Raw genomic sequence first — 26067 nt, forward strand, 5'->3', positions numbered from 1 at the left:
GCCGAACGCTAAGTGACCAGCGCGGATACGTCCAATACAGCCTCGGGCATGACGTGATATCTCTAGGCGTATGGCACGCCCCGAACTTCCCCTCCCACAGCTGCATGCGTTCGTCGTGCTCGCCGAGAAACTCCACTTCGGCCACGCGGCCGCCCACCTGGGCATCGCCCAGCCGCCGCTGAGCCAGCAGATCCGCCGCCTGGAAGACAAGGTTGGCCACGCGCTGTTCAGCCGCGAATCAGGACGCGTCACGCTCACCCCGGCCGGCCGCGAACTGCTGCCCGCCGCGCGGCGGGCGCTCACCGACCTTGCGGACGGCTTGGCCGCAGCCCGGGCCGTTGGCAGCGGCGAGGCCGGCCGCCTACGGATCGGTTTTGCCGCCTCCCTCGCCCTGACCGTCCTGCCCGACCTGCTGCGCACCTTCGGGCAGCGGTTCCCGGGCGTGCACCTGGACATCCGTGAAATGACCACCGCGCCGCAGATCACCGCCCTGCACGACAAGACCATCGACATCGGCCTGCTGCGCGAACCCCCCGCCGTCGAGGCAGAACTCGGATTCAGGACGGTACTCAGCGAGCCCTTCGTGGCCGTGCTGCCGGCTACCCACCCGCTGGCCGCCCAACGGATCGTGCAGCTTGCACAGTTGGCGGACTCGCCCTTCGTGCTGCTGCCCCGTGCGGCCGGCCCACAGCTGCACGACCAGATCACCGACCTGTGCATCGCAGCAGGCTTCACGCCGCAGATAGTCCAGCACGCGGTGGAGTGGCAGACCGTGTGCGCGCTCGTGGAGACCGGTTTGGGCGTCTCGCTGGCCCCGGCGAGTATCCGACGCATCCGCCTCAAAGGCGTCGCCTTCCGCAGGGTCAAGCCCAGCACCGCCCGCACGCGAGTCGCCGTCGCCTGGCTCAAGAACGATCAAAACCCCCTGGTCGAACACCTGCTGGCGACCGTCAGCCAAGATCCGCGGACAGACCCTAGTAGTGCAGCCCGGCCCACCCCGCCGCCCGCGCAACCTACTCGGTGGTCGGCTCGGTGACGGGCTCGACGCCCGTCGCCGGCCTGGGGATCACCGGATCCGGCACGTTGTGGCGCGGGCCGGTGAACCACCGCCGGGCGCCGAGGACCCACCAGAGCCAGGCACCGCCGAGCACGACGCCGACCGCGACGATCGTGTAGTTGAACGTGCTGGCGGTGACGGGACTGCTGGTCGGCAACACGAACAGGACACAGATGACCGCGACCCAGCCGACGGCGATCCACCCCACCGGCGCGCTCCAGCGGCCCAGGTTCCACGGGCCGACCTGGAAGTCCGGCGTACGCCGGCGCAGGAAGACCGGGGCCACGTACGCGATGTAGAGGCCGATCACCGCGATGGACGTGGCCGCCAGGTACGCGGTGGTGTTCCAGAGCGACGGCAGGACGAGCAGGCTAGAGCAGGCGACGCAGAGCCAGATCGAGTTGGTCGGGGTGCCGGTGCGCGGGTTGACCCGCTTCCAGATCCCGGAGCCGGGCAGCGCGCCGTCCCGGCTGAACGCGTACGCCATCCGGGAGTTCGCGGTGACCGATGCCATGCCGCAGAAGAACTGGGCGACCACGCAGATGAAGAGCAGGAACGTGCCGAGGTCGTGCCCCACCGCGTCGATGAAGATCTGCGCCGGGGGCAGGCCCAGCGCGGTCGCCCGCTCGGCCTCGTAGTCCTGGATGGACCAGGTGATGGCGAAGAGCAGCACGAAGCCGGCGATGACCGACACCACCACCGACATCACGATGCCGCGGGGCGCGGAGCGGGCCGCGTCGTGCGTCTCCTCCGCCACGTGGGCGCTCGCGTCGTAGCCGGTGTAGGTGTACTGCGCCATCAGCAGACCGATGAGCACCGCGTAGCCGGCCGCGCCGGCGAAGGTGAAGCCGGTCTCGTTGCGCACCTCGAGGAAGACCTCGGAAACGGGCTTGTGCTGGTCCGGCACGATCGCGAGGACGGTCACGATGACCGCGACGCCGGCCAGGTGCCACCAGGCGCTGACGTCGGAGAGCAGCCGCACGAGGTTGACGCCGAAGGTGTTGAGCAGGCCGTGCGCGACGATGATCACCAGGAAGATCAGGAAGGTACGGCCGGCGGTCACCTCCAGGTCGATGGCGAGGCTCAGGAAGGCGGAGGTGGTGATCGCCGCACCGAAGTCGATCGCGGCGGTGACGGCCACCTCGCCGAGGAAGTTGAACCAGCCGACGAACCACGCCCAGACCGCCTTGTTCCGCTTGGCGAGCGCGGCGGCCCACCAGTAGAGGGCCCCGGCGGTGGGATAGACCGAGCAGATCTCGGCCATGGCCAGCGCCACGAAGACCACCATGACGCCGACGAAGAGCCAGCCCAGGGTGATCGCGAGCGGGCCGCCCGCCGTCATCGCGATGCCGTACGACGTGATCGCGCCGGCCAGGATGGAGATGATGGAGAACGAGACCGCGAAGTTGGAGAAGCCGGACAGCTTTCGGCGCAGTTCCTGCTTGTATCCCAGCTGCGCGAGCCGTTCCTCGTCGGAGACCGGGGACGGTGGGGATGCTCCGTCCTGAGTCGTCGAGCTCATCGGTGTCTCCCTTGGACGGGGTGGAGGCTGTGACCTGCGTCACCGCCTGACGGGATGATGAGCCGCCACCGTCAAGCGGGTCAATGGAGATCGACCGAAAATTCCGCCAGGAGCAGACCATTGGCCGCCGCGCCGCGTCACTCGCGCCGGCGCGAAATGCGTTGCCCCACCGTGGCGCCGGCCGCATGCTGGAGCCAGTGACCAGGCCCGATCGCGACGGGCCCAGCGCCGGGCACTCGGCACGCCCGGCCCGCGACGGCGCGGGGTGTCCACCTCTCTCTCACTCGTACGGCGATGCGCCGTACCCTCCCGGACACCCCGCGCCGTCTCTGTCACCGCGCCGGCAGCGCGACGAGCACGGCCGACCCGAACGCCACCACCAGGTCGGGCGAGCGCCCGCGCCGGCGACTCAGACGAACAGCAGGCCGGCGACCCAGAGGACGGCGATAACCACGCCGGCCAGGAACTCGACCAGCATGGACAGCCCCGCCGCCTTCAGCGCCCGCACGGTGGCGGGCCAGGCGAGGCGGTTGTCCCCGAGCCGCAACCGCTCGGCGCCCCACACCCCGGCGACGAAGCCCACCACCAGGCCGACGACCGGGATGACGAAGAAGCCGACCAGCCCCAGCACGGCCCCGGCCAGCAGCGACGAGGCGGGCACTCCGGCCCGCTTCAGGCTTCGCCCCGGCCAGAGGTATTTGACGATCCCGCCCCCGACGGCGACCACGGTGGCACCGGCGAGCACCACCCAGCGACCCGGGCCGGCGTCGCCGAAGAGCGCCCACACCAGCACCCCGCCCCAGCACAGGGGCAGCGCCGGCAGCCCGGGCACCACCACCCCGGCCAGCCCGGCCAGGATCGCCAGGCCGGCGAGCAGCACGACCACCGCCTGGGAGTCCGTCAGACCCACGGCACCTCCTCCCCGCCCGTGCGGATCTGCTGCCTGCGCCGTACGTTCCGCGAGATCGTGTGGTCGTGACCACTCTATGCGCGGCCGCTCCGGTTCGAATGATCCACTTTCGACGGCCGCCCACGGTCCGGGCACTCGGGCCACGTCCCCGGAAACCCCTCGGGCCCCCGCCCCGTGATGACCTACGGTGGCCGCCATGTGCGGGGACGAACCGACCGACGACGAGGAACGCGTCGACTGGCTGTTGGAACAGGGGCGCGTCGACGAGGCGGTGGCCCTGCTGGACGCCATCACCGACCGTGGTCTCCTCGGCGACCTGACCTGGCTGACCGACGTGTTGGCCGAGCACGGCCGGTTCGACGAGGCGGTCGCCGAGTGGCACCGGGCGATCGTGGCGGGTCTCGCGGGGGCCCGCGGGCGGTACGCCGACATGCTGGCCGGGGCGGGCCGCACCGACGAGGCGGCGGCCGCGTGGCGGGCCGCCGTGGCGGCCGGCGATCCTGGCGCCCGCGTCGGCCTGAGCCGGCACCTGGCTCGGGTCGGCCGGCTCACCGAGGCCGAGTCGCTCTTCCGGGAGTTGCTCGCCGGGGGCGTACCGGCCGTGGCACCCGATCTGGTGGTGCTGCTCGCGGACAGTGGCCGCCGGGACGAGGCGGTTGCGCTGGGGCGGGCGCTGCGGCAGGTACCTGATGTGCCGCGCTGGGAGGTGGGCCGGGCGTTCGAGAAACGCGGCCTGGTCGACGCGGCGATCGAGTCGTACCGGACGGGGCTGGCCGAGGGAGCGAGCCACCTGTACGCCCGGCTGGCCCAACTGCTGTACCAGCAGCGGCGCGTCGACGAGGCGCTCGCGGTGCTCCGGACCGCCACGGAGGACCGCGACATGCGCTACCAGGCGTGGCGGAAGCTCGGGTACCTGCTCGGCGTCGAGGGCCGGGCGGCCGAACTGAACACCGAGGCCCGCCGGTGCGCCGGCCAGCTGGACGGCTGGTTCGTGCCCTTTCTCGTCGCCGCGAGCAAGCGAGGCTGGCACGATGGCGGGTTCTGCGGCTGCGCCGAAGCCCCTGCCTGACCCCGCCCGCCGGCCCCGCCGGCGCTGTCCGGCCCGCCGGCGCTGTCCCCCGGCCGGCCCGCCCGCCACGCCGGCGCCGTCCGGCCTGGGCGGGACGGCGGCCGGCGGTGCCGCCGGCCGGTGCGGCAGCACTCGCCGACGGCCGGCGGGCGGGCAGTCACCGTGGCGTCAGGCTGCCGCCTCCAGCAGCAGCGAGATGCCCTGCCCGACGCCGATGCACATGGTCGCCAGGGCCCGCCGGCCGCCCCGGCGGCGCAGCTCCAGCGCGGCGGTGAGCGCCAGCCGGGCGCCGCTGGCGCCGAGCGGGTGGCCGAGAGCGATCGCCCCGCCGTTCGGGTTGACGTGCTCGGCGTCCTCGGGCAGCCCCAGCTCGCGCAGCACCGCCACCGACTGCGCGGCGAACGCCTCGTTCAGCTCGATCACGTCCAGGTCGGCCAGCGCCAGCCCGTGCCGGTCGAGCAGCTTCCGGGTGGCCGGGACCGGGCCCACGCCCATGATCCGCGGCGGCACGCCGGCCGCCGCCGCACCGGTCACCCGGGCGAGCGGGGTGAGGGCGTAGCGGGCGACGGCCGCCTCGGAGGCGACCAGCAGGGCCACCGCGCCGTCGTTGACGCCGGAGGAGTTGCCGGCGGTCACCGTGCCGCCCGTGCGGAACGGGGTGGGCAGCGCGGCGAGCTTCTCCAGCGAGGTCTCCCGGGGGTGCTCGTCGACCTCGACCAGCTTCGTCTCCCGCCGGCCGGCCGGCACGGTCACCGGGACGATCTCCTCGGCCAGCCGGCCGTCGGCCTGCGCCTTGGCGGCGCGCTGCTGGGAGCGGTACGCGAACTCGTCCTGCGCCGCGCGGTCGACGCCGAACTCGGCGGCGACGTTCTCCGCCGTCTCCGGCATCGAGTCGATGCCCCAGCCCCGCTCCATCAGCGGGTTGACCAGCCGCCAGCCGATGGTGGTGTCGTACACCTCCGCGGTGCGGGAGAACGCCGTCGTCGCCTTCGGCATGACGAAGGGGGCGCGGCTCATGCTCTCCACCCCACCGGCCACCACCAGGTCGGCCTCCCCGGCCACGATCGACCGGGCCGCGCTGGCCAGGGCGTCCAGGCCGGAGCCGCAGAGCCGGTTGACCGTGCTGCCGGGCACCTCCTCGGGCAGCCCGCCGAGCAGCGCCGCCATCCGGGCCACGTTGCGGTTGTCCTCCCCGGCCTGGTTGGCGCAGCCCAGGATCACGTCGTCGGTGCGGGCCCAGTCCACGCCGGGGTGCCGGGCGACCAGCTCGCGGATCACGTGCGCGGCCAGGTCGTCGGGGCGTACGCCGGCGAGGGCACCGGCGTACCGGCCGATCGGGGTGCGGACTCCGGCCACGAGATATGCCACGGTCATCGGCGCGCGTCCTCCGGGGGTGGGAAGGGGCTGGCGGTGGGGCGCCCGCCGGGTCACGGGGGGCGTCCGGCGCCAGGATATCCGCGCCCGGAACGGATAGGTTGACGGCATGGCCCGGGCCCAGTTCAGCGCAGAGACCTCCGGCGGCGGCGCGTTCGTCCGCCAGCCCAACCGGTTCACCGACCGGGTCACCCCGCACTCCACCTCGCCGCCGGGCGGCGGACCGGACGACCAGGGGCGCTGGCCGCTGGAGGCCGGTCGGTACCGGTTGATCTGGTGCCGGGCCTGCCCCTGGGCGCACCGGGCCCGGATCGTGCGCAACCTGCTCGGCCTGGAGGACGTGATCTCGCTCGGCACGGTGGACCCGATCCGGGACGAGCGGGGCTGGCGGTTCAGCCTCGACCAGGACGGCTTCGACCCGGTGCTGGGCATCGGCTTCCTCTCCGACGCGTACCTCGCGACCGACCCTGACTACACCGGCCGGGTCACCGTGCCGGCGCTGGTCGACACCCGGACCGGCAAGGTGGTCACCAACGACTATCCGCAGCTCACCCTGGATTTCTCCACCGAGTGGCGGCGGTTCCACAAGGCCGGAGCACCGGACCTCTACCCCGTCGAGCTGCGGCCGGAGATGGACGCGCTGATGGCGGAGATCCACCGGGACGTCAACAACGGGGTCTACAGGTGCGGCTTCGCCGCCTCACAGCAGGCGTACGACGAGGCGTACACGGCGCTGTTCGACCGGCTGGACGCGCTGTCGGAGCGGCTGGCCGGGCGCCGCTACCTGATGGGCGACCGGATCACCGAGGCGGACGTGCGGCTGTTCACCACCCTGGTCCGCTTCGACGTGGCCTATCACGGGCACTTCAAGTGCAACCGGCAGAAGCTCACCGAGCTGCCGGTGCTCTGGGCGTACGCCCGCGACCTGTTCCAGACTCCCGGCTTCGGCGAGACGGTCGACTTCGACCACATCAAGCGGCACTACTACGCCACCCACGAAATGATCAACCCGAGCCGGATCGTGCCGCTCGGTCCGGACCTGCACGGCTGGACCACGCCGCACGGGCGTGGCTGAGGATCCGGGCGTCGTCCGGGCCGCCGCGGCGTCGGCCGCCTCCGGCTGCGTGGTGGCCGGCTCGGTCGCGGTGACGGTCGCCGTGGTCGCCGGGCCCGGTCCGGGCCTGACCGGGTACGTCAGCGAGGCCGGCGTCACCGAGAGCGGGTACGCCGGGGCGTACCGGATCGGGGTCTTCGCCCTCGCGGCGGCGCTGCTGCTGCTCGCGGTGGCCCTGCCCCCGGCGCTGCGCGCGGCGGCGGCACTGCTCGCCGCCGGCGGGGTCGGTACGGTGCTCTCCGGCGCGGTGACCTGCACCGCCGGTTGCCCGCTGCCGCCGTTCGAGGCCGCCACCGTGGCCGACCTGGTGCACGGCGGGGCGAGCGTGGCGGCCACCGCCGCGGTGGTCTTCGCGATGCTGGCCCTGGTCCTCTCCCCGACGGCGGGCCGGCGCCTGCGCCGGATCGCCGGGCTCGGCGCCGCGTTGTCCCTGCCGCTCTCCGCGGCGATCGCGCTGGCCATGCTGACCGTGGGCCGCGGCCCGGTGGTGGGGGTCCTGGAACGCCTCCTGCTGCTGGTCGCCGTGGCCTGGGGCCTGGCCACATCCGCCACCCTCGCCCTGGCCCGCAGGTAAGGAAGGGCACCCTGTTAACGCATTTTGTATAGGAAGGGGCCCCTCCTAACCACGCTTGTAAGGAGCGTCACGCGGGGTACTCCTTCCGGCTGGGAACTTGCTGGGAGTAGCCTCTGCGGCGATGACCAACGTCTGGCACCTCACCGTGCGCCTGTACGTCGACCTTCGACGGCAGGCCAGCGGCATCTGTCCGGCGCAGCCCCACTCCTGACGCTGCCCCGTTCACCCTTTCCAGACCTTGGACACATCCTCATGGCTGCTGCCCTGCGCAAGTTTCCCTTCTCCCTGCAGATCCTGCTCGGCCTCGTGCTCGGCGTGGCGCTCGGTTTCCTCGCCCGCGCCAACGACCTCGCCTGGCTGACCAGCACCCTCGACACCGTCGGTCACCTCTTCGTCCAGCTGCTCAAGCTGGCCGTGCCGCCGCTGGTCTTCACCGCGATCGTGGTCAGCGTGGTCAGCCTGCGCGGCGTGGCCAACGCCGCCCGACTGGCCCTGAAGACGCTGCTCTGGTTCGGCCTCACCGCGCTGATCGCGGTGAGCATCGGCATCGGCCTCGGCCTGCTCACCGACCCGGGCAAGGGCGTCACCCTCGACCTGGCCGGCGCCGCCGCGCCGAAGAAGGCGGGCTCCTGGACCGACTTCCTCACCGGCATCGTCCCGACCAACCCGATCGGCGCGTTCGTCGAGGGCAACGTCCTCCAGATCGTCTTCCTCGCCCTGGTGGTGGGTGCCGCCGCGATGCTGATCGGCGAGGCCGCCGAGCCGTTCGTGGCGCTCAACCGCTCGCTGCTGGCCATCGTGCAGAAGGCGCTCTGGTGGGTCATCCGGCTCGCCCCGATCGGCACGCTCGGCCTGATCGGCAACGCCGTCGCGTCGTACGGCTGGGACCTGCTCGCCCCGCTCGCCAAGTTCACCACCGCCGTCTACGTCGGCTGCGCGATCGTGCTCTTCGTGGTCTACCCGCTGCTGCTGGTGGCCGCCGGCCGGCTCAACCCGCTGCGCTTCTTCGCCGGCGCCTGGCCCGCCATCGAGCTGGCCTTCGTGTCCCGCTCCTCGGTGGGCACCATGCCGGTGACCCAGCGCTCCGTCGAGCGGCTCGGCGTCCCCCGCGAGTACGCCTCCTTCGCCGTGCCGTTCGGCGCCACCACGAAGATGGACGGCTGCGCCGCCATCTACCCGGCGCTGGCGGCGATCTTCGTGGCGCAGGTCTTCGGGGTGCACCTGGGCGTCACCGACTACCTGCTGATCGCCTTCGTCTCGGTGGTCGGTTCGGCCGCCACCGCCGGCCTCACCGGCGCGATCGTCATGCTCACCCTGACCCTGAGCACGCTGGGGCTGCCGCTGGCCGGCGCCGGCCTGCTGCTGGCGATCGACCCGATCCTGGACATGATCCGCACCGCCACCAACGTGGCCGGCCAGGCGCTGGTGCCGACCATCGTGGCCGCCCGGGAGGGCACCCTCGACCGAGGGGCGTACGACTCGGCCGGTAAGCGCGACCTGGTGGACCCGGACGAGGCCGACCGCCCCGCGGAGCGGCTCGCCCCCGTCCCCGCCTGAGCACGCCGCACGAGGGAGGGCCCGTGGGCCCTCCCTCGTCGTCTCCGAGGAGGATCAGCGCATGAGTGTCCTGTTCACCCCGCTCGCCCTGCGCGGCGTCACCCTGCCGAACCGGGTCGCCATGGCGCCGATGTGCCAGTACAGCGCCGGCCCGGACGGCCTGCCCACCGACTGGCACCGCGTCCACCTCGGCTCCCGCGCGGTCGGCGGGGTCGGGCTGATCATCACCGAGGCCACCGCGGTGGTGCCCGAAGGCCGGATCAGCCCCCAGGACACCGGCCTCTGGTCCGGCGCGCACGTCGACGCCTGGCGGCCGATCACCGCGTTCCTCGCCGCGCAGGGGGCAGTGCCGGCCGTGCAGCTGGCGCACGCCGGGTTCAAGGCGTCGACGTACCGGCCGTGGGCCGCGCACAAGGGCGGTGTGCCGGACGCCGAGGGCGGTTGGACGCCGGTCGGGCCCGGGGTCGAGCCGTTCCTGCCCGACTACCGGCGCCCGACCGCGCTCGACCAGGCCGGCATCGCCCGGGTGGTCGAGGCGTTCGCCGTCGCCGCCGGGCGGGCCCTCGATGCCGGCTTCCGCGCCGTGGAGATCCACGCCGCGCACGGCTACCTGCTGCACGAGTTCCTCTCCCCGCTGACCAACCACCGCACCGACGGCTACGGCGGCGACCGGGCGGGCCGGATGCGACTCACCCTGGAGGTGGCCCGGGCGGTCCGGGCCACCGTCGGCGAGGCGGCGCCGGTGCTGACCCGGATCTCCGCCACCGACTGGGTGGACGGCGGTTGGACCGTCGAGGACAGCGTGGTGCTCGCCGGCGAGCTGGCCGCCGCCGGGGTGGACCTGGTCGACGCCTCCTCCGGCGGCGCCTCGGCCGGGGCGAGCATCCCGGTCGGCCCCGGCTACCAGGTGCCGCTGGCCGCGCGGATCCGCCGCGACGCGGGCGTGCCGACCGGTGCGGTCGGGCTGATCGTCGAGCCGGAGCAGGCCGAGCAGATCGTCGCCGGCGGCGAGGCCGACCTGGTCCTGCTCGGTCGCGAACTCCTCCGCGACCCGTACTGGCCGCGTCGCGCCGCCGCCAAGCTCGGCGCCACCCCCCACTGGCCCAACCAGTACACCCGCGCCTTCTGACCCGACCCCCGAACCCCGCCCGGTTGATCATGACGTTAGCGGCGACAAATCGGACGCCGAACGCCGTCAACTTCATGATCGACGAACCGGGCGGGCCCGGAGTGGTCAGCCCGCCAGGTGGCCCCAGTCGGCCTCGAGGTCAGGCCAGGGGCCCTGGGCGGCCACGGCACCGTCGACCAGCACCACCACGTGGTCCGCCCGGACCAGCGCGGCCCGTTTGGAGGTCGACCCGACCACCGTCACCCCGTGCTCCCGTAGGGCCGCCCAGAGCGCCAGCTCGGTGGTGACGTCCAGTGCGGACGACACGTCGTCGGCGACCAGCAGCTCGGTACGCGGCGCCAGGGCCCGGGCCAGCGCCAGCCGCTGGAGCTGCCCGCCGGAGAGCCGGGTGCCCTTGTGCCCGATGAGCAGCCCCAGCCCGCCTCCCGCGGCGGCCAGGTCGTGGTCCAACTGGGCGGTCGCCACCGCGCCGGCGGCGTCCACCTGGTGGCCGAGCGCGATGTTGTCGGCCACCGTGCCGGAGAGCACCCGGGGCAGCTGCCCGACGTACCCGACCTGGTTGGGGCGGAGGAACAGCTCCGGCTCGGTGACCGGCTCGCCGTTCCAGCGCAGCGTGCCGGTGTGGTGGACGATCCCGGCGAGCGCCCGCAGCAGCGACGACTTGCCGGCGCCGACCGGGCCGACCACCAGCACCAACTGCCCGCGCTCCACCACCAGATCGACATCGCGTACGGCGAGGACGCCGTCGGAGTGCAGCGCGCCGAATCCGGCCAGCTCCAGCCGGCGCAGCGGGTGCCGGGGCGGCGGCTCGGGCGCAGGGGCGGTACCCGCGGCGAGGTCCACCCCCGGCACCTCCGCCGAGTAGGTGGCCACCCCGGTCATCGCGGCGGTCCGCCGGGTCCACACCCGCGCCGACGGGTAGTGCGAGACCAGGGCCGCGGTGGTCCAGGCGAACCAGCGGGCCGCGCCGAGCGTGGAGACCGCCACCAGCGTCGCCCCGGCGGAGAGCCCGCCGGCCAGGTAGAGCGCCCACGCCCCGATAGGCAGCAGTCCGCTGGCCATCGACGGGGTGGATCGCGCCCACACCTGCATGGCGATCTCCCGCCGCTGCCGGTCGCTGCGGACGGTGTCCAGCTTCGCGAGGTGGTCCAGCACCGGCCGGGTGGCGCCGGCCAGCTTCACCGTACGGGCGGCGGAGAGCGCGGAGACCAGCCCGGTGGCGAAGGCGGCGCGGGCCTTGACGGTGCCGCGGGCGCTGCGTTCCAGCCGGGGCGCGAACAGCGTGGCGGCCAGCCCGGAGACCACCATGGTGCCGAGGAAGAACAGCGCGGGTACGAGGCTGCCGGTCACCAGGGTCATAGTGATCATGAGGGCCAGCGAGATGAACTGGTCCATCAGGTTGTCGGCCAGCTGCACCACCCGCTCGGTGTCGCCGCCCTGGGCCACCACCTCGGCGGGGGTGTGCTTGCTGACCCGCCGGGCCCCGGTCTGCCCGTGCACCAGGCGCAGGCTGATCCGCAGCATCTGCCGGATCCACCACTGCGGAAACCAGAGGTTGGTCAGGTACGGCAGCGGCAGCACGACCAGCAGCGCGGCGACGATGCCCAGCGCCGGCAGCCAGGGATCTCCCCCGCCGACCACCTCGGCCCAGAGCCAGGGCAGCACCGAGCCGTCCAGCCCGAGCAGGGTCAGCACGATGAACATCCCGATCGAGACCAGGCCGTACCGGGGATCGTTGGTGCCCAGCCGCAGGATCTCCCGCAGGGTCCGCGCGGGCGGCGTGGTGGGCACGGGCGGCGGGTCGGTCCGTGGCACGGCGACCTGGCGCGGGACGGCGACCGGCGGCGCCGGCAACGCCGGCTCGTCGGGCCAGGCCGCGTCGCCCGGCCCGTCCAGCAGCTCCACCCCGCCGCGCCGGCCGCCGGCGCCGGCGTGCGCGGTGGCGTGGCTGGTGGCGAGCAGCTCGGCGAAGCGGGCCGACTCGCGCAGCGGGCCGGCCTCCAGCACCGCGCCGTCGGCCATCACCACGACCTCGTCGCAGCGGCGCACCGAGGAGAGCCGGTGCGCGATGACGATGCCGATCCGGTCGGTGAGCAGCCGTTCGGTGGCCTGGCGTACCCGGGTCTCGGTGACCGGGTCGAGCCGGGCGGTGGCCTCGTCGAGGATCACCACCTGCGGGTCCCGGACCAGGATCCGGGCGAACGCCACGAGCTGCTCCTGCCCGGCGGAGAGCGCCTGCCCGCCCTCGCCCAGCTTCGTGTGCACCCCGTCGGGCAGCTCGGCGATCCAGCCGGCCAGGCCCAGCTCCTCCAGTGCCCGGGTGGCGTCGTCGAGCAGGGCGGGGTCGAAGAGCGCGACGTTCTCGGCCAGGGTGCCGGCGAGGATCTCGGTACGCTGCGGCACCACCGCGATCCACCGGCGCAGCGCCTCGACGTCCAGGTCGACCAGGTCGGTGTCGCCGAGGAAGACGGTCCCGCGCGGCACGTCCACCGCCCGGGTGAGCACCTTCGTCAGCGTCGACTTGCCCGAGCCGGTCCGCCCGACCAGCGCGTACGACCGGCCCCGGGCGAAGGTGAGCCGGATGTCGCGCAGCGCCGGCCCGCGGTCGTCCCCGGCGGCGGGATAACGGAAGGTGAGCCCGCGTACGGTCAGGTCCCCGTCCAACGGGGCGACCCCGCCGGCGGGTTCCTGCCGGGCGGCGGAGAGCAGTTGCACGCGGGCCCAGGCGCCGAGCGCGTACTGCAGGTGCGGCACCCAGCGGGCGATGTGCTCGACGGTCGCGCCGAAGGCGAGGGCGAGCAGCCAGATGGCGGTGAGCCGGGCGCCGTCCACCCGGCCGGTGGCGAGCGCCCACGCCCCGGCGAGGACCACGCCCGCGATGCCGACCCGGATGCCGCCGGCGGCGATGGCGGTGACCTTGGCGGACATCCGGAACACCCGGCCGCCCCGGGCGATCACCTCGGCGGCCCGACGGGCGTATAGCCGCAGCACGTACGGGCGGGCCAGGCTGGTCCGCACGTCGTCCTGGCCGTGCACCGCCTCCTCCATCACGGCGGCCAGGTCGGACCAGGCCTCCTCCTCGGCCATCCGGGCCGGGGCGATCCGGGCGGTGGGACGGCGCAGCACCACGCCGAGCAGGACGGTCAGCACGATCATCCCGACGCCGGCCGGCCACCAGACGAACAACGCGCTGACGGTGGCGAGCAGGCAGACGGCGAGCCCCTGGACGAGCCGTACCCCGGTGTTCCGCATCTCGGCGGCGACCTGGTAGACGTCGTTGTCGATCCGGTCCAGCAGCTCGCCGACCGGGGTGGCCTCCAGGGTGGGCAGGTCCTGCCCGAGCGCCACCCGGCACAGCCGGCGGCGTACGTCGGCGGACCAGTCGGCGGTGAGGCCGGCCATCAGCAGCCCGATGAGCAGGTCGCTGATCACGACCGCGACCAGCGCACCGGCCAGGGCGGTGAACCAGCCGCCCGACCGGTGCACCAGCACCGGGCCGGCCAGCGCCGACGCGGCGGCCTGACCGCCGGCACCGAGCACGATGAGCAGGAGGACGACCGCCATCCGACGCGGTGCGGTGGCCCAGAGATCTCGGAGCAGGCGCATGGACAGTCCTCCGGACTCGGGTCGGTGGGGGCGGTACCCCCAGCCTTCCGGCCCGGCCGTGACGGCTCAAACCATTTACGCCCGGTTCACGCCTGCGCGACCCGGCGGACGATGCCGAGCAGGGCCTCCTGCACCTCCTCGATCGGCCGGTCCGGCTGGAAGACCAGCCAGTCCACGGCCACCACCAGGCCGACGCCGAACAGCGCCGAACTGGCCGTGCGGATGTCCAGGTCGGCGGGGAGGTCACCGCTGGCCACGCCGGCCCGTACGGTCTCCGCGATCACCTCGATGGCCTCCCCGCGCAGCAGCCGCAGGGTCTGCTGCCACTCCCGGTTGGTGCGCCACATCTCGGAGAGCAGGAGCTGGGCGAACGCCCGGTAGCGGCGGATGTACTCCAGCTCGGCGCGGACCAGCGCGGCGAGCGCCTCGCGGGGCGGCAGCCCGGCGACCGCGGCGCGGAAGTCGGCGGTGAGCAGGCCGATGCCGTGCCGCAGCAGCTCCTCGAAGAGCACGGTCTTGGACTCGAAGTTGTAGTAGACGGTCCCCTTCGCCACCCCGGCCCGGGCGGCGATGTCGTCCACCGTGGTGGCGGAGAAGCCCCGCTCGGCGATCAGCTCGACCGCCGCCACGAAGAGGCGCTGGCGGGTGTCCTCCCGCCGGCGCGACCGTCCGTCCGTCACACGCCCTCCCCGTCGACCGGTCCGGTGCGGGCCGCCGGAACGACCCCGAGCCGGGGCCGGGGCGCCACCGCCGTACGGCACACGAGCATCCTCACATGGCCAGTTCGGGGTGCAGCTTGGCCGGGGTGAGCCGGCGGGACCGGCGCGCCGCGCCGACGGTGAGCGCCAGCGCGCCCGCCCCGAAGGCGACCAGCACCAGCGCCCCGGTGACCACCGGACGGGCCGGGCCGCCGTTGATGGTGTGCCGCAGCCCGGCCACCACGTACGTCATCGGCAGCCAGGGGTGGATCGCCTGGAAGAAGCCGGGCGAGGTCTGCACCGGGTAGGTGCCGCCGGAGGAGGTGAGCTGCAGCATCAGCAGGGCCAGCGCGGCGAGCCGGCCGGCCGGGCCGAGCGCCACGCCGAGCAGCTGCATGATCGCGGTGAACGCCAGCGAGGTGAGCGCGAGCAGGCCCAGCGTCGCCAGCCCGTGCTGCGGGTCGAGGCCGAGCACCAGGGTCACCACGGTGAACAGCACCGCGGACTGGGCCAGGCCGATCGCCGCGGCGGGCAGCCAGCCGGCGAGCACGACCCGCCAGCCGGGCGCGCCGGACATCACGTGCCGCCGGTTGACCGGCCGCAGCAGCATGTACGTGATCATCGCGCCGACCCAGAGGGCGAGCGCCAGGAAGTACGGGGCGAAGCCCACCCCGTACGAGCCGGCCGGGTGGTGCGCGGTGCGGATCAGGCCGACGGGGTCGCCGAGGATGCCGGAGCGGCTGTCCGCGTCGTGGTACCCGGGCAGCTTCCGCTCTCCGGCGGCGAGCCCGTCGGCGAGGTCGCCGGCGCCGCTCTCCAGCTTGGTCAGCCCGTCGACGAGCCGGTTGCCGCCGGAGCTGAGCTGGGCCAGCCCGCCGTCGAGCTGGCGGGCGCCGGTGGCGAGGCGGTAGAGCCCGCCGCGCAACTGGTCGGCGCCGTTCGTGGCGTCACCGAGCCCGTCGCGGAGCTTGGCGCTGCCGTCGGCGAGGGTGCTGAGCCCGCTGGCGAGCTGGTCGACCTTGGCCCGGGCGGCGGCGACGTCGTCGGCCAGGTGCGGCGCGGCGGCGGCGATCTCCCGGGCGGTCCGCGCGACCTCGGTCATCTGCTTCTTGAGCGTGGCCAGGTCGGTGCCGTCGAGCGTGGACGCCATGGCCCGGGCCGCGGTGACCGCCCGGTCGGCGGCCTGCCCGGCGGCGGCCAGGTCCGGGTCGTCGGCCAGCTCGGGGTGCGCCTTCACCACCGCGTCCAGGCGGTCGCGGACCTGTTCCGCCCGGGTCACCACCTCGTCCGCCCGGTCCGGCAGCGCGTCGAGGCCGTCGGCGAGCGCCTGCGCGCCCACGGCGACCGCGGTGGCGGCCCGCTCGATGTCGGCCGCGTTCCTGCGTAGCAGCGATTCGTAGCGGTCGGCGGCGGCGTCCACCTGGGCCGCGGCGGCGCGGGTCTCGGTGGCCGCCCGGTTGGCCCCGTCGGCGAGCTGAGCCGCCCCGGTGTAGAGCTGGTCGAGCCCGCCGGCCAGCTTCTCCGCGCCCCGTACGGACTGGTCGAGGCCGCCCGCGAGCTGCCCGGCACCGTCCTCGGCGCTGCCCAGCCCGTCGACGAGCTGCCCGGCGCCCGCCTGTGACGCGCCGAGCCCGTCGTGCAGCTGCCCGGCCCCCTCGGCGGCCCGGCCGGTCTCGGCCTTCGCGTCGGTGAAGCCGATCAGCATCTTGTCGAAGTACGACGCGGCGGTGCTCGCCGCGGCGGCGGCCCGGATCTCGCTGAACGCGGAGCGGGCGAGCAGCCCGGAGAGGTAGCTGGTGGCGTCGTCGTTGACCAGCTTCAGCTCGCCCCGGCGGGCCGGCTGGTCCGGCTCGGGGCTGGCGACCAGGGTGGCGGAGAAGTCGGCCGGGATGGCGAAGACCAGGTGGTAGCGGCCGTCGCGCAGCCCTTCGGTGGCGTCGGCCTGGTCGGTCACCGTCCAGCCGAAGACCTTCCGGTCCAGCAGCTCGTCGGTGAGGTCCCGCCCGGCGTGCACCTCGCTGCCGTCGCCGGCCCGCACCGTCCGGTCGGCGTTGACCAGGGCGACCGGGATCCGGTCGAGGTTCCCGTACGGGTCCCAGAAGGCGTAGAGGTAGAGGGCGCCGTAGAGCAGCGGGATGACGGTGAGGACGGCGAGCGCGGCGCGCGGCAGCCGGCCCCGGGTCATCCGGCGCAGCTCGAAGAGGGCGAGTCGGAGGACGCTCACGCGACCACCTCGCTCCGCTCGGCGGCCGCCCGAGGCTGCACCACGCCTGGCGTGACGGGTGGCGCGGCGGGCGGGGCCGGCTCGGCCCGGGTGGGCAGGGCCGGGTCGCCGATCCGGTGCACGACCGCGCGGGTGCCCGGCTCGACCGCGCGGGCACTGGCGATCACGGCGTACCCCTGGTCGGCGAGGCGGGCCAGAACGGTCCAGATCCGCTCCCGCTCGGGGGCGTCGGAGCCGGCGTCCACGTCGTCGGCGACGATCAGGCTCGGGCCGCTCAGGCTGGCCAGCACCAGCCCGAGCACCTGCCGCTCGACGGGGGTGAGGTCCCGCCCGTACCGCCGGGGGTCGAGCGGGGCGTCGGTGAGGCCGGCGCCGGCGATCGCGGCGGCGAAGGCGTCCCGGCGGTACGCGCGCCGCGCCCGCACGGCGGCGACCGGGACGAGCTGCCGACGGCGGCGCGGCACCGGCCCGAGCAGCAGCAGCCGCTCCTGGATGTGCTCGGCCACGGTCAGCGTCGGGTCGGGCTCGTGCACCCCGGCGATCTGTCCGAGCGCGGCGCTCCCCCGGCGGCGCAGCTGCCCCTCGCTGTGCGGGAAGCGTCCGGCCAGGGTGAGCAGCAGCGAGGTGCGCCCGCTGCCGGGCGGCCCGGTGACCGCGTGCACTTCCCCCGCCTCGGCGGTGAGGTCGACGTCCCGGTAGACCCAGCCGCGCCGGGTACGCAACCCCAGCCCGCTGGCCTCGACGATCTTCATCGTCCGTCCCGAATTCTAAACTGACTGGTCAGTACAAAAACATGTCGAGCGTAGCCCCCACTGTCCGCTTCGGCGCAATTCACACCCGCGTGATCCCGGCCACGCCGTGGTCAGCAGGGGCGCCCTGCTCTACCGCAGGCGTCAACAAGAGCCCTTCCTCACCCGCTCAGAAGAGCACGGTGGCCAGCGTGCCGACGGGGCGGAAGCCGCAGCGCTCGTACACCCGCCGGGCCGGCAGGTTGAAGTCGTTGACGTAGAGGCTGACCGTCGGGGCGACCCGGACCAGCGCGTCGCGCACCACCGCCGCCATGGCCGCGGTGGCGATCCCCCGCCCGCGCCACTCCGGCGCGACCCAGACCCCCTGCACCTGGGCGGTCCGCCGGGTCACCACGGCCAACTCGGCCTTGAAGATCACCTTGCCGTCCGCGAACCGGGCGTACGCCCGGCCCGCCCGGACCAGGTCGGCCACCCGCCGCCGGTACCCACGACCGCCGTCCTCGGCCAGCGGAGAGACCCCGACCTCCTCGGTGTACATCGCCACCGCCGCCGGGAAGAGCCGGTCGATCTCCGGGCCGCGCACCCGACGGACCTCGGGGTCGGCCGTCACGGCGGGCAGGGCGTCCGTGGCCAGCAGCGGCTGGTTGGGGCGTACGTCCCGGGCCGGCCCCCAGTACGCGGAGAGGCGGTCCCAGAGGCCGAGCACGGCGTCGGCCCGGCCGACGATCGAGGAGCAGAGCCGCTCCTCGGTACTCAACAGGTCGGCGAAGGCGGCCACCGCCGGCTCCGAGGCGAGCACCGGGGTCAGATTGCCGCCCAGCCAGCAGACCGACTCCAGGTTGCGCCGCGCACCGTAGCCCAGGATCCGCCCCTCGGCCCGCCACCAGGCCAGCCCGCGGGCGGCCACCCGCTCGGCGACCTGCGCGGCGCCGAACGGGTCGAGGTCGAGCAGCCGTTCGACCGCGCGGCGCTCCGATTCCCCAAGTTGGCGTACCGGCACGGTGAGCACGGATACCAGCCTGCCAGATGCACCCCTGGGCGCGCGGGCCGACCTGCGGACCTCAACGGGAGCCGCGAAACCGGTCGCCGGGTGGGGGTCGCGAAGCCGGTCGCCGAGCCGCGACTCAGCCGGCCGGGACCGGCGCGGCAGGGACCTGGGCCGGCCGGGTCCGCCCGGCCCAGGCCACCACCGGCGGCACCAGCGCCCCGAGCAGGAGGAACAGGACGCCGAGCAGCAACCAGCCCGGCACCCCCCAGCCGATCGCGAGGGTGGTCACCACGACCGGCGCGACCATCGAGCCGAGCTGCATGCCCATCCCGTACGCGCCCTGGTACTGGCCCTGCGCGTGCGCGGGGGCGAGACCGAACGAGACGCCCCAGCCGGCGGCCGCGTGCCACAACTCGCCCACCACGTGCACCAGCGACCCGGCCAGCAGCAGCGCGACGGCGGCCGGGGTGGGCACCCCGCCGCTGGCCGCGAAGAGCACGCAGGCGACCCCGATCACCGCACCGGCCCGCCGGGCGGCCCGGGCGGCGCCGGCCAGTTCCTCGGTGCCCCGCGAGGCACGGACCTGGAAGAGCACGACCATCACCGTGTTGACCAGCAGGCAGCCCGAGACGAGCCAGCGTGGCGCGGCGGTGTGGCCGGCGATCCAGAGCGGCAGGGCGATGTTGATCAGGCCGAAATGCATGGACATCAGCCCGTCCAGCACGGTGAACGCGAGGAACGGGCGGTCCCGCAGCGCGATCAGGCGCGGGCCGTGCGTCGGCGCCGGCATCGGCGGCAGCGCGGGCAGCCGGAGCAGGATCGCCGCCGCGCCCAGATAGGTCATCGCGTCGAGCGCGATCAGCGCCACGTACGCCGACCGGGTGTCGGCCGCGATGCCGAAGCCGGCGGCCACCGCCCCGACGGAGATCCCCACGTTGGTGACCGCGCGCAGCCAGGCCCGGGTCCGGACCCGCTGGTCGGGCGGGACCGCACCGGCGATCAGAGCGCCGCGGGCGCCCCGGCTGACCGCGTCGGCGACGGCCATCAGCACGCCGACCACGAGGAACGCCGGGAACGACCGGACGGCCACCAGGGCGGCGGTGAACGCGGCCGAGGCGAGCAGCGCGGCGAGCTGCATCCCGCGCGGGCCGTACCGGTCGGCGAGATAACCCATCGGGGTGCTGGCCACGAGGCTGACCAGCGCGGTGACGGTGAGACCGACGCCGACCTGGGTCACGGTCAGCCCCACCGAGCGGGTCAGGAAGAGCGCGCTCACGGTCAGCCAGGTGCCCCGGCCGACGGTGTTGACCAGGGTGGAGAGGGCGAGGGTCCGGGCCGGACCCGGTTCGGGAAGCAGGCGCACGCCCGAAACCTTAACAAGACGTACGTACGGTTTGGGAACCCCCCGCCAATCACCTTGTCGCCGATGTGTTTCCGATATATCGTCGATCCATCAGTGATAGGACAGCCAAGGAGGAACCGATGGAATTCCATCGACGACTGCACGAGTTGCACGAGCGGCGGATGCGCGGCTTCGGCTTCCCGCCCGTACCGCCCGGACCGCCGCCGTTCCCGCCCGGCCCGCACGGCCACGGGCGCGGCCGAGGTGGTCGGGGCCGCGGGCGCGGACGCCGACCCAACGTGCGTGGCGCCGTGCTGGCCCTGCTCACCGAGCGACCGATGCACGGCTACGAGATGATCCAGGAGATCGACTCCCGCACCGGCGGGGCCTGGCGGCCCAGCCCCGGGTCGATCTACCCGACGCTGCAACTGTTGGAGGACGAGGGCGTCATCGTCGCCGCCGCGGACTCCGACGGCGGACGGAAGCGGTTCGCCCTCACCGAGCAGGGGCGTGACGAGGCGACGGCGGCGGCGCAGACGCCGCCCTGGGCCGAGTTCGCCGAGACGACCGTGAACAGCTGGCACGACATCCGCGACGCGGGCGCGCAGGCGATGCACGCGCTCCGCCAGGTCATGCTGACCGGCACCGACGACCAGCGGGAACGCGCCGCCCAGGTGCTCGACGAGACCCGCCGAAAGCTCTACGCCATCCTCGCCGAATCGGAGTGAGCACATACCGCACGCCCGGCGACCCCGGCAGGGTGGGCCAGGACAGCCCCCCTGCCGGCGTCGACGCGGTCAGCCACGCCGGCGCGCGGTGACGAGCAGGTACTCCCACCGCATCACCCCGCCCTCGAGGTGCCGCCGCGCCAGGTCGGCGAGGTCCTGATCCAGGGCGACGACCCGCTCGGGCTCATCGGCGATCGCCCGGTACGCCGCGATCGTCGGTCCGTAGTGGGCCTTGAAGAAGTCGCGGAACTCCTCCGGGCTGGCGAAGCGGTCCACCGCGATCGCCTGGCGACGGGTGACGAGATCGGTGACCCGGTCCCCGAGCAGCCCGCGAACGTGCTCCTCGGCCCCCCAGCGGGGCGGGGGCTGCGCGCCGGGCGGGGGCGGTGGGGCGTACGGCTTCATAGCGGTGAACATCTGCCCGATGAATCCCTCGGGCGTCCAGTTGACCAGGCCGATCGTGCCGCCCGGCCGGCAGACCCGGACCAGCTCGTCGGCGACGACCTGGTGCCGGGGCGCGAACATCACGCCCACGCACGACAGGACCCGGTCGAACTCGCCGTCGGCGTACGGCAGCGACTCGGCGTCGGCCTGCTGCCAGTCCAGTTGGGCGCCGCGCTCCACGGCCAGCGCCCGCCCGACCTCCAGCAGCTCCGGGGTCAGGTCGCTGGCCACCACGCTGGCCCCGGCCAGGGCCGCCGGGATGGCCGCGTTGCCGGTGCCGGCGGCCACGTCCAACACCCGGTCGCCGGGGCCGACGCCGCTCGCCTGGACCAGGGTCGCCCCCAGCTCCGGGATGACCTCGGCGGCGACTGCCGCATAGCTGCCGAGCGCCCACATGTGCCGGTGGCGAGCCTTCACGGCCCGGTCCTGCTCCATCGATCGGATCATGGCTGCTCCTCTGCCTCGTACTGGTGAAACGGACGGTAGGCAGCGGGAAACCGGCAACCTAGTACGAGATCTGTACCGGACCCGACAAGCTCCTGTCCCGGCCTGCCACGGCGGCGTAGCGTGCGGCCATGGGCGCCTCCTACCACCAGTTCTGCCCGGTCGCGAAGGCCATGGAACTGCTCGACGAGCGCTGGACGCTGCTCGTCGTCCGGGAACTGGTGAGCGGGTCCGAGCGGTTCAACGAGCTGCGTCGGGGCCTGCCCCGGATGTCGCCCACCCTGCTCTCCCGGCGGCTGCACCAACTCGTCCGGGCCGGCGTCGTGGAGCGGCAGGTCGACGGCACCGACGTGCGGTATGTCCCCACCCGGGCGGGGCGGGAGCTGCGGCCGGTGCTCGAGGCGCTCGGCGCGTGGGGCGTCCGCTGGATCGGCGAACTCGGTGACGCGGACCTGGACCCGCAGCTGCTGCTGTGGGACATGCACCGCCACGTCGACCACCGCGCCGTCCCCGAGGGGCGGACGGTCGTCCACTTCCGCTTCCGTGACGTGCCGGCCGGCCGGCGGGACTGGTGGCTCGTCATCCGCACCGGGGAGGCCGACGTCTGCGACGTGGACCCCGGGCACGGCGTGACGGTGGCGGTGCTCGCCGACCTGCGCGCCCTGGTGCAGGTCTGGCTGGGCGAGCTGAGCTGGCCGGAGGCGCTGCGCGGCGGCGCGGTGGAGGTCGCCGGCCCGGAGGCGCTTCGTCGGGCCCTGCCCCGGTGGTTCACGCTCTCCGAGTTCGCCGCCGTGCCCAGGCCGGCGGCCCGGGCCTGAACCGGACGGGGCCGAAGACGCCGGTGCGGCTGCCCCCGTCGGAGCAGCCGCACATCGTGGCGGATCTTCGGTCAGTGCACGGTGACCGTGGGGCCGGGGATCAGGTCGCGGAGGTCCTCGGGGATCTCGGCGCCCATCTCCTCGGCGAGCCGCAGCGCCTCCTCGATCAGCGTCTCCACGATCTGCCCCTCGGGCACGGTCTTGATGACCTGGCCCTTGACGAAGATCTGGCCCTTGCCGTTGCCGGAGGCGACGCCGAGGTCGGCCTCGCGGGCCTCGCCCGGGCCGTTCACCACGCAGCCCATGACGGCGACGCGCAGCGGCACCGGCAGCCCCTCCAGGCCGGCGGTGACCTCCTCGGCCAGCTTGTAGACGTCGACCTGGGCCCGGCCGCAGGACGGGCAGGAGACGATCTCCAGGCCGCGCTCGCGCAGGCCCAGCGACTCCAGGATCGCGGCGCCCACCTTGATCTCCTCGACCGGCGGGGCCGACAGCGAGACCCGGATGGTGTCACCGATGCCCTCGGCCAGCAGCGCACCGAACGCCACCGCCGACTTGATGGTGCCCTGGAACGCCGGGCCGGCCTCGGTCACGCCCAGGTGCAGCGGGTAGTCGCACTTCTCGGCGAGCTGCCGGTACGCCCGGATCATCACCACCGGGTCGTTGTGCTTGACGGAGATCTTGATGTCCCGGAAGCCGTGCTCCTCGAAGAGCGAGCACTCCCAGAGCGCCGACTCGACCAGCGCCTCCGCGGTGGCCTTGCCGTACTTGGCCAGCAGCCGCTTGTCCAGCGAGCCGGCGTTGACGCCGATCCGGATCGGGACGCCGGCGTCCCCGGCAGCCTTGGCGATCTCCTTGACCTTGTCGTCGAACTGCCGGATGTTGCCCGGGTTCACCCGGACCGCCGCGCAACCGGCGTCGATGGCGGCGAAGACGTACTTCGGCTGGAAGTGGATGTCGGCGATCACGGGGATCTGCGACTTCTTCGCGATCGCCGGCAGCGCCTCCACGTCGTCCTGCGACGGCACCGCGACCCGGACGATCTGGCAGCCGGCGGCGGTGAGTTCGGCGATCTGCTGGAGCGTCGCGTTGACGTCGGCGGTGAGCGTGGTGGTCATGGACTGCACCGAGACCGGCGCGCCCCCACCGACCGGCACCGAGCCGACCATGATCTGGCGGCTGGCCCGGCGCGGGGCGAGCGGCGGCGGCGGTACGGGAGGCATCCCGAGACTGACAGCGGTCACTTCAGGCACTCACCTTGAGAAGAGCGTGATCGGGTTGACGACGTCCGCGGTGACGGTCAGCAGCGTGAACGCGCCACCGATCAGGATCACCGCGTACGTGATGGGCATGAGCTTGAGGTAGTCGACCCGGCCAGGGTCGGGGCGGCGCAGGCGTGCGTAGATCCACGACCGGGCCCGCTCGAACCAGGCGATCGCGATGTGCCCACCGTCCAGCGGGAGCAGCGGCAGCAGGTTGAACACCCCGATGAAGAAGTTCAGCGAGACGAAGAGCATGAAGAACACCAGCCAGGCGCTGTTCTCCACGGCCTCGCCACCGAGCCGGCTGGCGCCGACCACGCTGATCGGGGTGTCCATGTCCCGCTCGCCGCCGGTGACGGCGTTCCACAGGGCGGGCACCTTCTGCGGGATCCGCTGCATGGCGTGCAGGGTCTGCACCGCCATGTTGCCGGTGAAGTCGGCGGTGGCGCCGAACGCGGCGCCCGGGCTGTACTGCACCAGGGCGGGGGTGCTGAACCGCAGTTGGACGCCGAGCGCGGAGACCGACGAGGCGGTGCCCTTCGGGTCGTCCATCGGCGGGCGCTGCACGGCGGCCAGGTCGACGGTGGCGGTGGCCGGGGCGCCGTCGCGGACGTAGTCGACGGTGGCCGGCCCGGGCTTGGTGGCGCGCACCACGTCGAGCATGTCGCCCCAGGTGGAGACCGGCCGGCCGTTGACCGCGGTGATCCGGTCACCGTTCTTGAGCTGGGCGGCGGCCGCCGGGCTGGCCGGGTCACCGGTCTGGCAGGCACGGTTGGCGTTCTCCACCACCACGCACGGCGCGAGGGCGATCACCGCCGGCTCGGCGCGGAACTGCGCCTCGGTGCTGGGGAACTTCGGGTTGGGCAGGCCGGCGGAGACCGCGATGAACCAGAGCGTCACCAGGGCCAGGATGAAGTGGGTGATGGAGCCGGCGGACATCACGATCGTCCGCTTCCAGACCGGGAACCGCCACATGGCGCGCGGCTCGTCGGCCGGGTCGACGTCGTCGTCCTGCGGGGTCATCCCGACGATCTTGCAGAAGCCGCCGAGTGGGATGCCCTTGACGCCGTACTCGGTCTCCCCCCGCTTGAACGACCACAGCGTCGGGCCGAAGCCGACGAAGTAGCGGGTGACCTTCATCCCGAAGGCCTTGGCGGTGAGCAGGTGCCCCGCCTCGTGCAGGCTCACCGAGATGAGGATCGCCAGGGCGAAGAGCACCACCCCGAGCAGGTAACTCATCAAGCTCCTTCCACCGACGCGACGATGATCTCCTGGGCGTGCGCCCGTGCCCACGATTCGGCGGCGAGCACGTCCTCGACGGTACCTGGTTCGTCGAATTCGGGAGCCTCGTCCAGCACACGCCGCAGGGTGTCGACGATGCCGAGGAACGGCAGCCGCCCGGCGACGAACGCCGCGACGCACTCCTCGTTCGCCGCGTTGTAGATGGCCGGCCGGCAGCGGCCGGCCTCGCCGGCCGCTTTCGCCAGGGCGACCGCCGGGAAGGCGGCGTCGTCGAGCGGGAAGAACTCCCAGGTGTGGGCCTTCGTCCAGTCGACCGCGGCGGCGGCCTCGGGCACCCGGTCCGGCCAGCCGAGCCCGAGGGCGATGGGCAGCCGCATGTCCGGCGGGCTGGCCTGGGCGAGGGTGGAGCCGTCGGTGAACTCGACCATCGAGTGGATCACCGACTGCGGGTGGACCATCACCTCGATGTCGGCGTACGGGACGTCGAAAAGCTCGTGCGCCTCGATCACCTCGAGCGCCTTGTTGACCATGGTGGCGGAGTTGATCGTGACCACCGGCCCCATGTTCCAGGTGGGGTGGGCCAGGGCCTGCTCCGGCGTGACCTCGGTCAACTCGTCCCGCCGCCGGCCGCGGAACGGCCCGCCGCTGGCGGTGACCACGAGCCGGCGTACCTCGCCCCGGGTGCCCCCGCGCAGGCACTGCGCCAGCGCCGAGTGCTCGGAGTCCACCGGGACGATCTGCCCCGGCCGCCGCACCGCGGCCTTGACGAGGGGGCCGCCGGCCACCAGCGACTCCTTGTTGGCCAGGGCGAGGGTACGCCCGGAGCGCAGCGCGGCCAGCGTCGGCGCCAGCCCGAGCGAGCCGACCACCCCGTTGAGCACCACGTCGCACGGCCACCCGGCCAGCTCGGTCATCGCGTCCGGGCCGGCCACGATCTTGGGCAGCTTGAAGTCGCCGGTGGCCCAGCCGCGCCGGCTCGCCTCGGTGTAGAACGCGAGCTGGAGGTCCTGGGCGGCGGACGCCCTGGCCACGCCGACCACCTCGACGCCGAGTTCGAGGGCCTGCGCGGCGAGCAGGTCGACGTTGCCGCCGCCGGCACCGAGGGCGACCACCCGGAACCGGTCCGGGTTACGCCGGACGATGTCGATGGCCTGCGTACCGATCGAGCCGGTCGAGCCGAGCAGGACGAGATCTCGGGGAGATGTCACCCGGACAT

The 26067-nt window shown here is 73.7% G+C and carries 21 protein-coding genes; 8 read left to right on the top strand and 13 right to left on the bottom strand.

The genetic code is table 11. From position 1 onward, the window contains the following. Positions 1-70 precede the first annotated feature (70 nt). Positions 71-1036, top strand: a complete 966-nt coding sequence (locus tag ABZ570_RS08115) for a LysR family transcriptional regulator (RefSeq protein ID WP_358058691.1) — start codon at positions 71-73, stop codon at positions 1034-1036. Here the strand turns inward: ABZ570_RS08115 and ABZ570_RS08120 are convergent. Beyond that, a complete protein-coding gene (locus ABZ570_RS08120) occupies positions 1014-2579 on the bottom strand; it encodes an amino acid permease (protein WP_358058694.1) in 1566 nt (521 codons plus the stop codon). The two genes, ABZ570_RS08115 and ABZ570_RS08120, sit on opposite strands and share 23 nt — an antisense overlap. Positions 2580-2988: 409 nt before the next feature. Next, a complete protein-coding gene (locus ABZ570_RS08125) occupies positions 2989-3489 on the bottom strand; it encodes a DUF456 domain-containing protein (RefSeq protein WP_358058697.1) in 501 nt (166 codons plus the stop codon). A gap of 196 nt (positions 3490-3685) precedes the next feature. On the opposite strand from ABZ570_RS08125, the gene ABZ570_RS08130 reads away from it, so the two are divergent. After that, positions 3686-4558 carry a tetratricopeptide repeat protein gene (locus tag ABZ570_RS08130; protein WP_358058700.1) on the top strand — a complete coding sequence of 291 codons (873 nt, stop codon included), beginning with the start codon at positions 3686-3688 and terminating at the stop codon, positions 4556-4558. A gap of 168 nt (positions 4559-4726) precedes the next feature. Here the strand turns inward: ABZ570_RS08130 and pcaF are convergent, their stop codons facing one another. After that, positions 4727-5932, bottom strand: coding sequence for a 3-oxoadipyl-CoA thiolase (gene pcaF / locus ABZ570_RS08135; protein ID WP_358058703.1), 1206 nt, complete (start codon positions 5930-5932; stop codon positions 4727-4729). Positions 5933-6041: 109 nt separating this feature from the next. Between pcaF and ABZ570_RS08140 the strand changes: the two genes are divergently transcribed. From ABZ570_RS08140 to ABZ570_RS08155, 4 genes are all read left to right on the top strand, one after another. Further along, complete coding sequence (locus ABZ570_RS08140; protein WP_358058706.1) at positions 6042-7007, top strand: glutathione S-transferase C-terminal domain-containing protein; 966 nt, start codon at positions 6042-6044, stop codon at positions 7005-7007. After that, positions 7000-7620: a DUF998 domain-containing protein gene (locus tag ABZ570_RS08145; RefSeq protein WP_358058709.1), complete on the top strand. Its 621-nt coding sequence runs from the start codon at positions 7000-7002 to the stop codon at positions 7618-7620. The genes ABZ570_RS08140 and ABZ570_RS08145 overlap by 8 nt, the downstream gene beginning before the upstream one ends. 264 nt (positions 7621-7884) lie before the next feature. Then, a complete protein-coding gene (locus ABZ570_RS08150; RefSeq protein WP_358058808.1) occupies positions 7885-9177 on the top strand; it encodes a dicarboxylate/amino acid:cation symporter in 1293 nt (430 codons plus the stop codon). Positions 9178-9238: 61 nt separating this feature from the next. Continuing rightward, positions 9239-10306 (top strand): NADH:flavin oxidoreductase/NADH oxidase, encoded by a 1068-nt coding sequence (locus ABZ570_RS08155; RefSeq protein ID WP_358058712.1) that lies wholly within the window; start codon positions 9239-9241, stop codon positions 10304-10306. A gap of 105 nt (positions 10307-10411) precedes the next feature. Here the strand turns inward: ABZ570_RS08155 and ABZ570_RS08160 are convergent, their stop codons facing one another. The 6 genes from ABZ570_RS08160 to ABZ570_RS08185 all read right to left on the bottom strand — a co-directional run bounded on the left by ABZ570_RS08160 (position 10412) and on the right by ABZ570_RS08185 (position 19934). Next, positions 10412-13912 carry an ABC transporter ATP-binding protein gene (locus ABZ570_RS08160; RefSeq protein ID WP_358058715.1) on the bottom strand — a complete coding sequence of 1167 codons (3501 nt, stop codon included), beginning with the start codon at positions 13910-13912 and terminating at the stop codon, positions 10412-10414. Between the two features lie 86 nt (positions 13913-13998). Further along, the gene (locus ABZ570_RS08165) at positions 13999-14592 is read right to left on the bottom strand and encodes a TetR family transcriptional regulator (protein ID WP_358058718.1); all 594 of its coding nucleotides are present in this window, start codon (positions 14590-14592) and stop codon (positions 13999-14001) included. Positions 14593-14683: 91 nt separating this feature from the next. Next, positions 14684-16834: a YhgE/Pip domain-containing protein gene (locus ABZ570_RS08170; RefSeq protein ID WP_358058721.1), complete on the bottom strand. Its 2151-nt coding sequence runs from the start codon at positions 16832-16834 to the stop codon at positions 14684-14686. Continuing rightward, positions 16831-17586, bottom strand: a complete 756-nt coding sequence (locus ABZ570_RS08175; protein ID WP_358058724.1) for an ATP-binding cassette domain-containing protein — start codon at positions 17584-17586, stop codon at positions 16831-16833. Before ABZ570_RS08175 ends, ABZ570_RS08170 begins: the two co-directional genes overlap by 4 nt. 166 nt (positions 17587-17752) lie before the next feature. Then, on the bottom strand, positions 17753-18592 hold the full coding sequence (locus ABZ570_RS08180) for a GNAT family N-acetyltransferase (protein WP_358058727.1): 840 nt from the start codon (positions 18590-18592) through the stop codon (positions 17753-17755). Positions 18593-18707: 115 nt separating this feature from the next. Further along, positions 18708-19934: an MFS transporter gene (locus ABZ570_RS08185; protein ID WP_358058730.1), complete on the bottom strand. Its 1227-nt coding sequence runs from the start codon at positions 19932-19934 to the stop codon at positions 18708-18710. 119 nt (positions 19935-20053) lie between these two features. Between ABZ570_RS08185 and ABZ570_RS08190 the strand changes: the two genes are divergently transcribed. Beyond that, complete coding sequence (locus tag ABZ570_RS08190; protein ID WP_358058733.1) at positions 20054-20641, top strand: PadR family transcriptional regulator; 588 nt, start codon at positions 20054-20056, stop codon at positions 20639-20641. A 69-nt stretch (positions 20642-20710) separates the two neighbouring features. Here the strand turns inward: ABZ570_RS08190 and ABZ570_RS08195 are convergent, their stop codons facing one another. Continuing rightward, complete coding sequence (locus tag ABZ570_RS08195) at positions 20711-21532, bottom strand: methyltransferase domain-containing protein (protein ID WP_358058736.1); 822 nt, start codon at positions 21530-21532, stop codon at positions 20711-20713. A 128-nt stretch (positions 21533-21660) separates the two neighbouring features. On the opposite strand from ABZ570_RS08195, the gene ABZ570_RS08200 reads away from it, so the two are divergent. Further along, positions 21661-22347 carry a helix-turn-helix domain-containing protein gene (locus tag ABZ570_RS08200; RefSeq protein ID WP_358058739.1) on the top strand — a complete coding sequence of 229 codons (687 nt, stop codon included), beginning with the start codon at positions 21661-21663 and terminating at the stop codon, positions 22345-22347. Positions 22348-22418: 71 nt separating this feature from the next. Here ABZ570_RS08200 and ispG read toward each other — a convergent pair whose 3' ends face one another. Genes ispG through dxr form a run of 3 tightly spaced genes read right to left on the bottom strand, consistent with a single transcriptional unit; the run spans position 22419 to position 26059 of the window. After that, positions 22419-23591 carry a flavodoxin-dependent (E)-4-hydroxy-3-methylbut-2-enyl-diphosphate synthase gene (gene ispG / locus ABZ570_RS08205; RefSeq protein ID WP_358058742.1) on the bottom strand — a complete coding sequence of 391 codons (1173 nt, stop codon included), beginning with the start codon at positions 23589-23591 and terminating at the stop codon, positions 22419-22421. A gap of 9 nt (positions 23592-23600) precedes the next feature. Beyond that, positions 23601-24848, bottom strand: a complete 1248-nt coding sequence (locus ABZ570_RS08210; RefSeq protein ID WP_358058745.1) for a site-2 protease family protein — start codon at positions 24846-24848, stop codon at positions 23601-23603. After that, positions 24848-26059, bottom strand: a complete 1212-nt coding sequence (gene dxr / locus ABZ570_RS08215; protein WP_358058748.1) for a 1-deoxy-D-xylulose-5-phosphate reductoisomerase — start codon at positions 26057-26059, stop codon at positions 24848-24850. Before dxr ends, ABZ570_RS08210 begins: the two co-directional genes overlap by 1 nt. Positions 26060-26067 lie beyond the last annotated feature (8 nt).

The sequence above is a fragment of the Micromonospora sp. NPDC007271 genome (assembly GCF_040634005.1).
Classification (GTDB): domain Bacteria; phylum Actinomycetota; class Actinomycetes; order Mycobacteriales; family Micromonosporaceae; genus Micromonospora.

Coding starts and splice junctions, on each gene's coding strand:
- ABZ570_RS08115 (WP_358058691.1), top strand. CDS start 71: ATGGCACGCCCCGAACTTCCCCTCCCACAGCTGCATGCGTTCGTCGTG.
- ABZ570_RS08120 (WP_358058694.1), bottom strand. CDS start 2,579: ATGAGCTCGACGACTCAGGACGGAGCATCCCCACCGTCCCCGGTCTCC.
- ABZ570_RS08130 (WP_358058700.1), top strand. CDS start 3,686: ATGTGCGGGGACGAACCGACCGACGACGAGGAACGCGTCGACTGGCTG.
- pcaF (WP_358058703.1), bottom strand. CDS start 5,932: ATGACCGTGGCATATCTCGTGGCCGGAGTCCGCACCCCGATCGGCCGG.
- ABZ570_RS08140 (WP_358058706.1), top strand. CDS start 6,042: ATGGCCCGGGCCCAGTTCAGCGCAGAGACCTCCGGCGGCGGCGCGTTC.
- ABZ570_RS08155 (WP_358058712.1), top strand. CDS start 9,239: ATGAGTGTCCTGTTCACCCCGCTCGCCCTGCGCGGCGTCACCCTGCCG.
- ABZ570_RS08160 (WP_358058715.1), bottom strand. CDS start 13,912: ATGCGCCTGCTCCGAGATCTCTGGGCCACCGCACCGCGTCGGATGGCG.
- ABZ570_RS08175 (WP_358058724.1), bottom strand. CDS start 17,586: ATGAAGATCGTCGAGGCCAGCGGGCTGGGGTTGCGTACCCGGCGCGGC.
- ABZ570_RS08190 (WP_358058733.1), top strand. CDS start 20,054: ATGGAATTCCATCGACGACTGCACGAGTTGCACGAGCGGCGGATGCGC.
- ABZ570_RS08195 (WP_358058736.1), bottom strand. CDS start 21,532: ATGATCCGATCGATGGAGCAGGACCGGGCCGTGAAGGCTCGCCACCGG.
- ABZ570_RS08200 (WP_358058739.1), top strand. CDS start 21,661: ATGGGCGCCTCCTACCACCAGTTCTGCCCGGTCGCGAAGGCCATGGAA.
- ABZ570_RS08210 (WP_358058745.1), bottom strand. CDS start 24,848: ATGAGTTACCTGCTCGGGGTGGTGCTCTTCGCCCTGGCGATCCTCATC.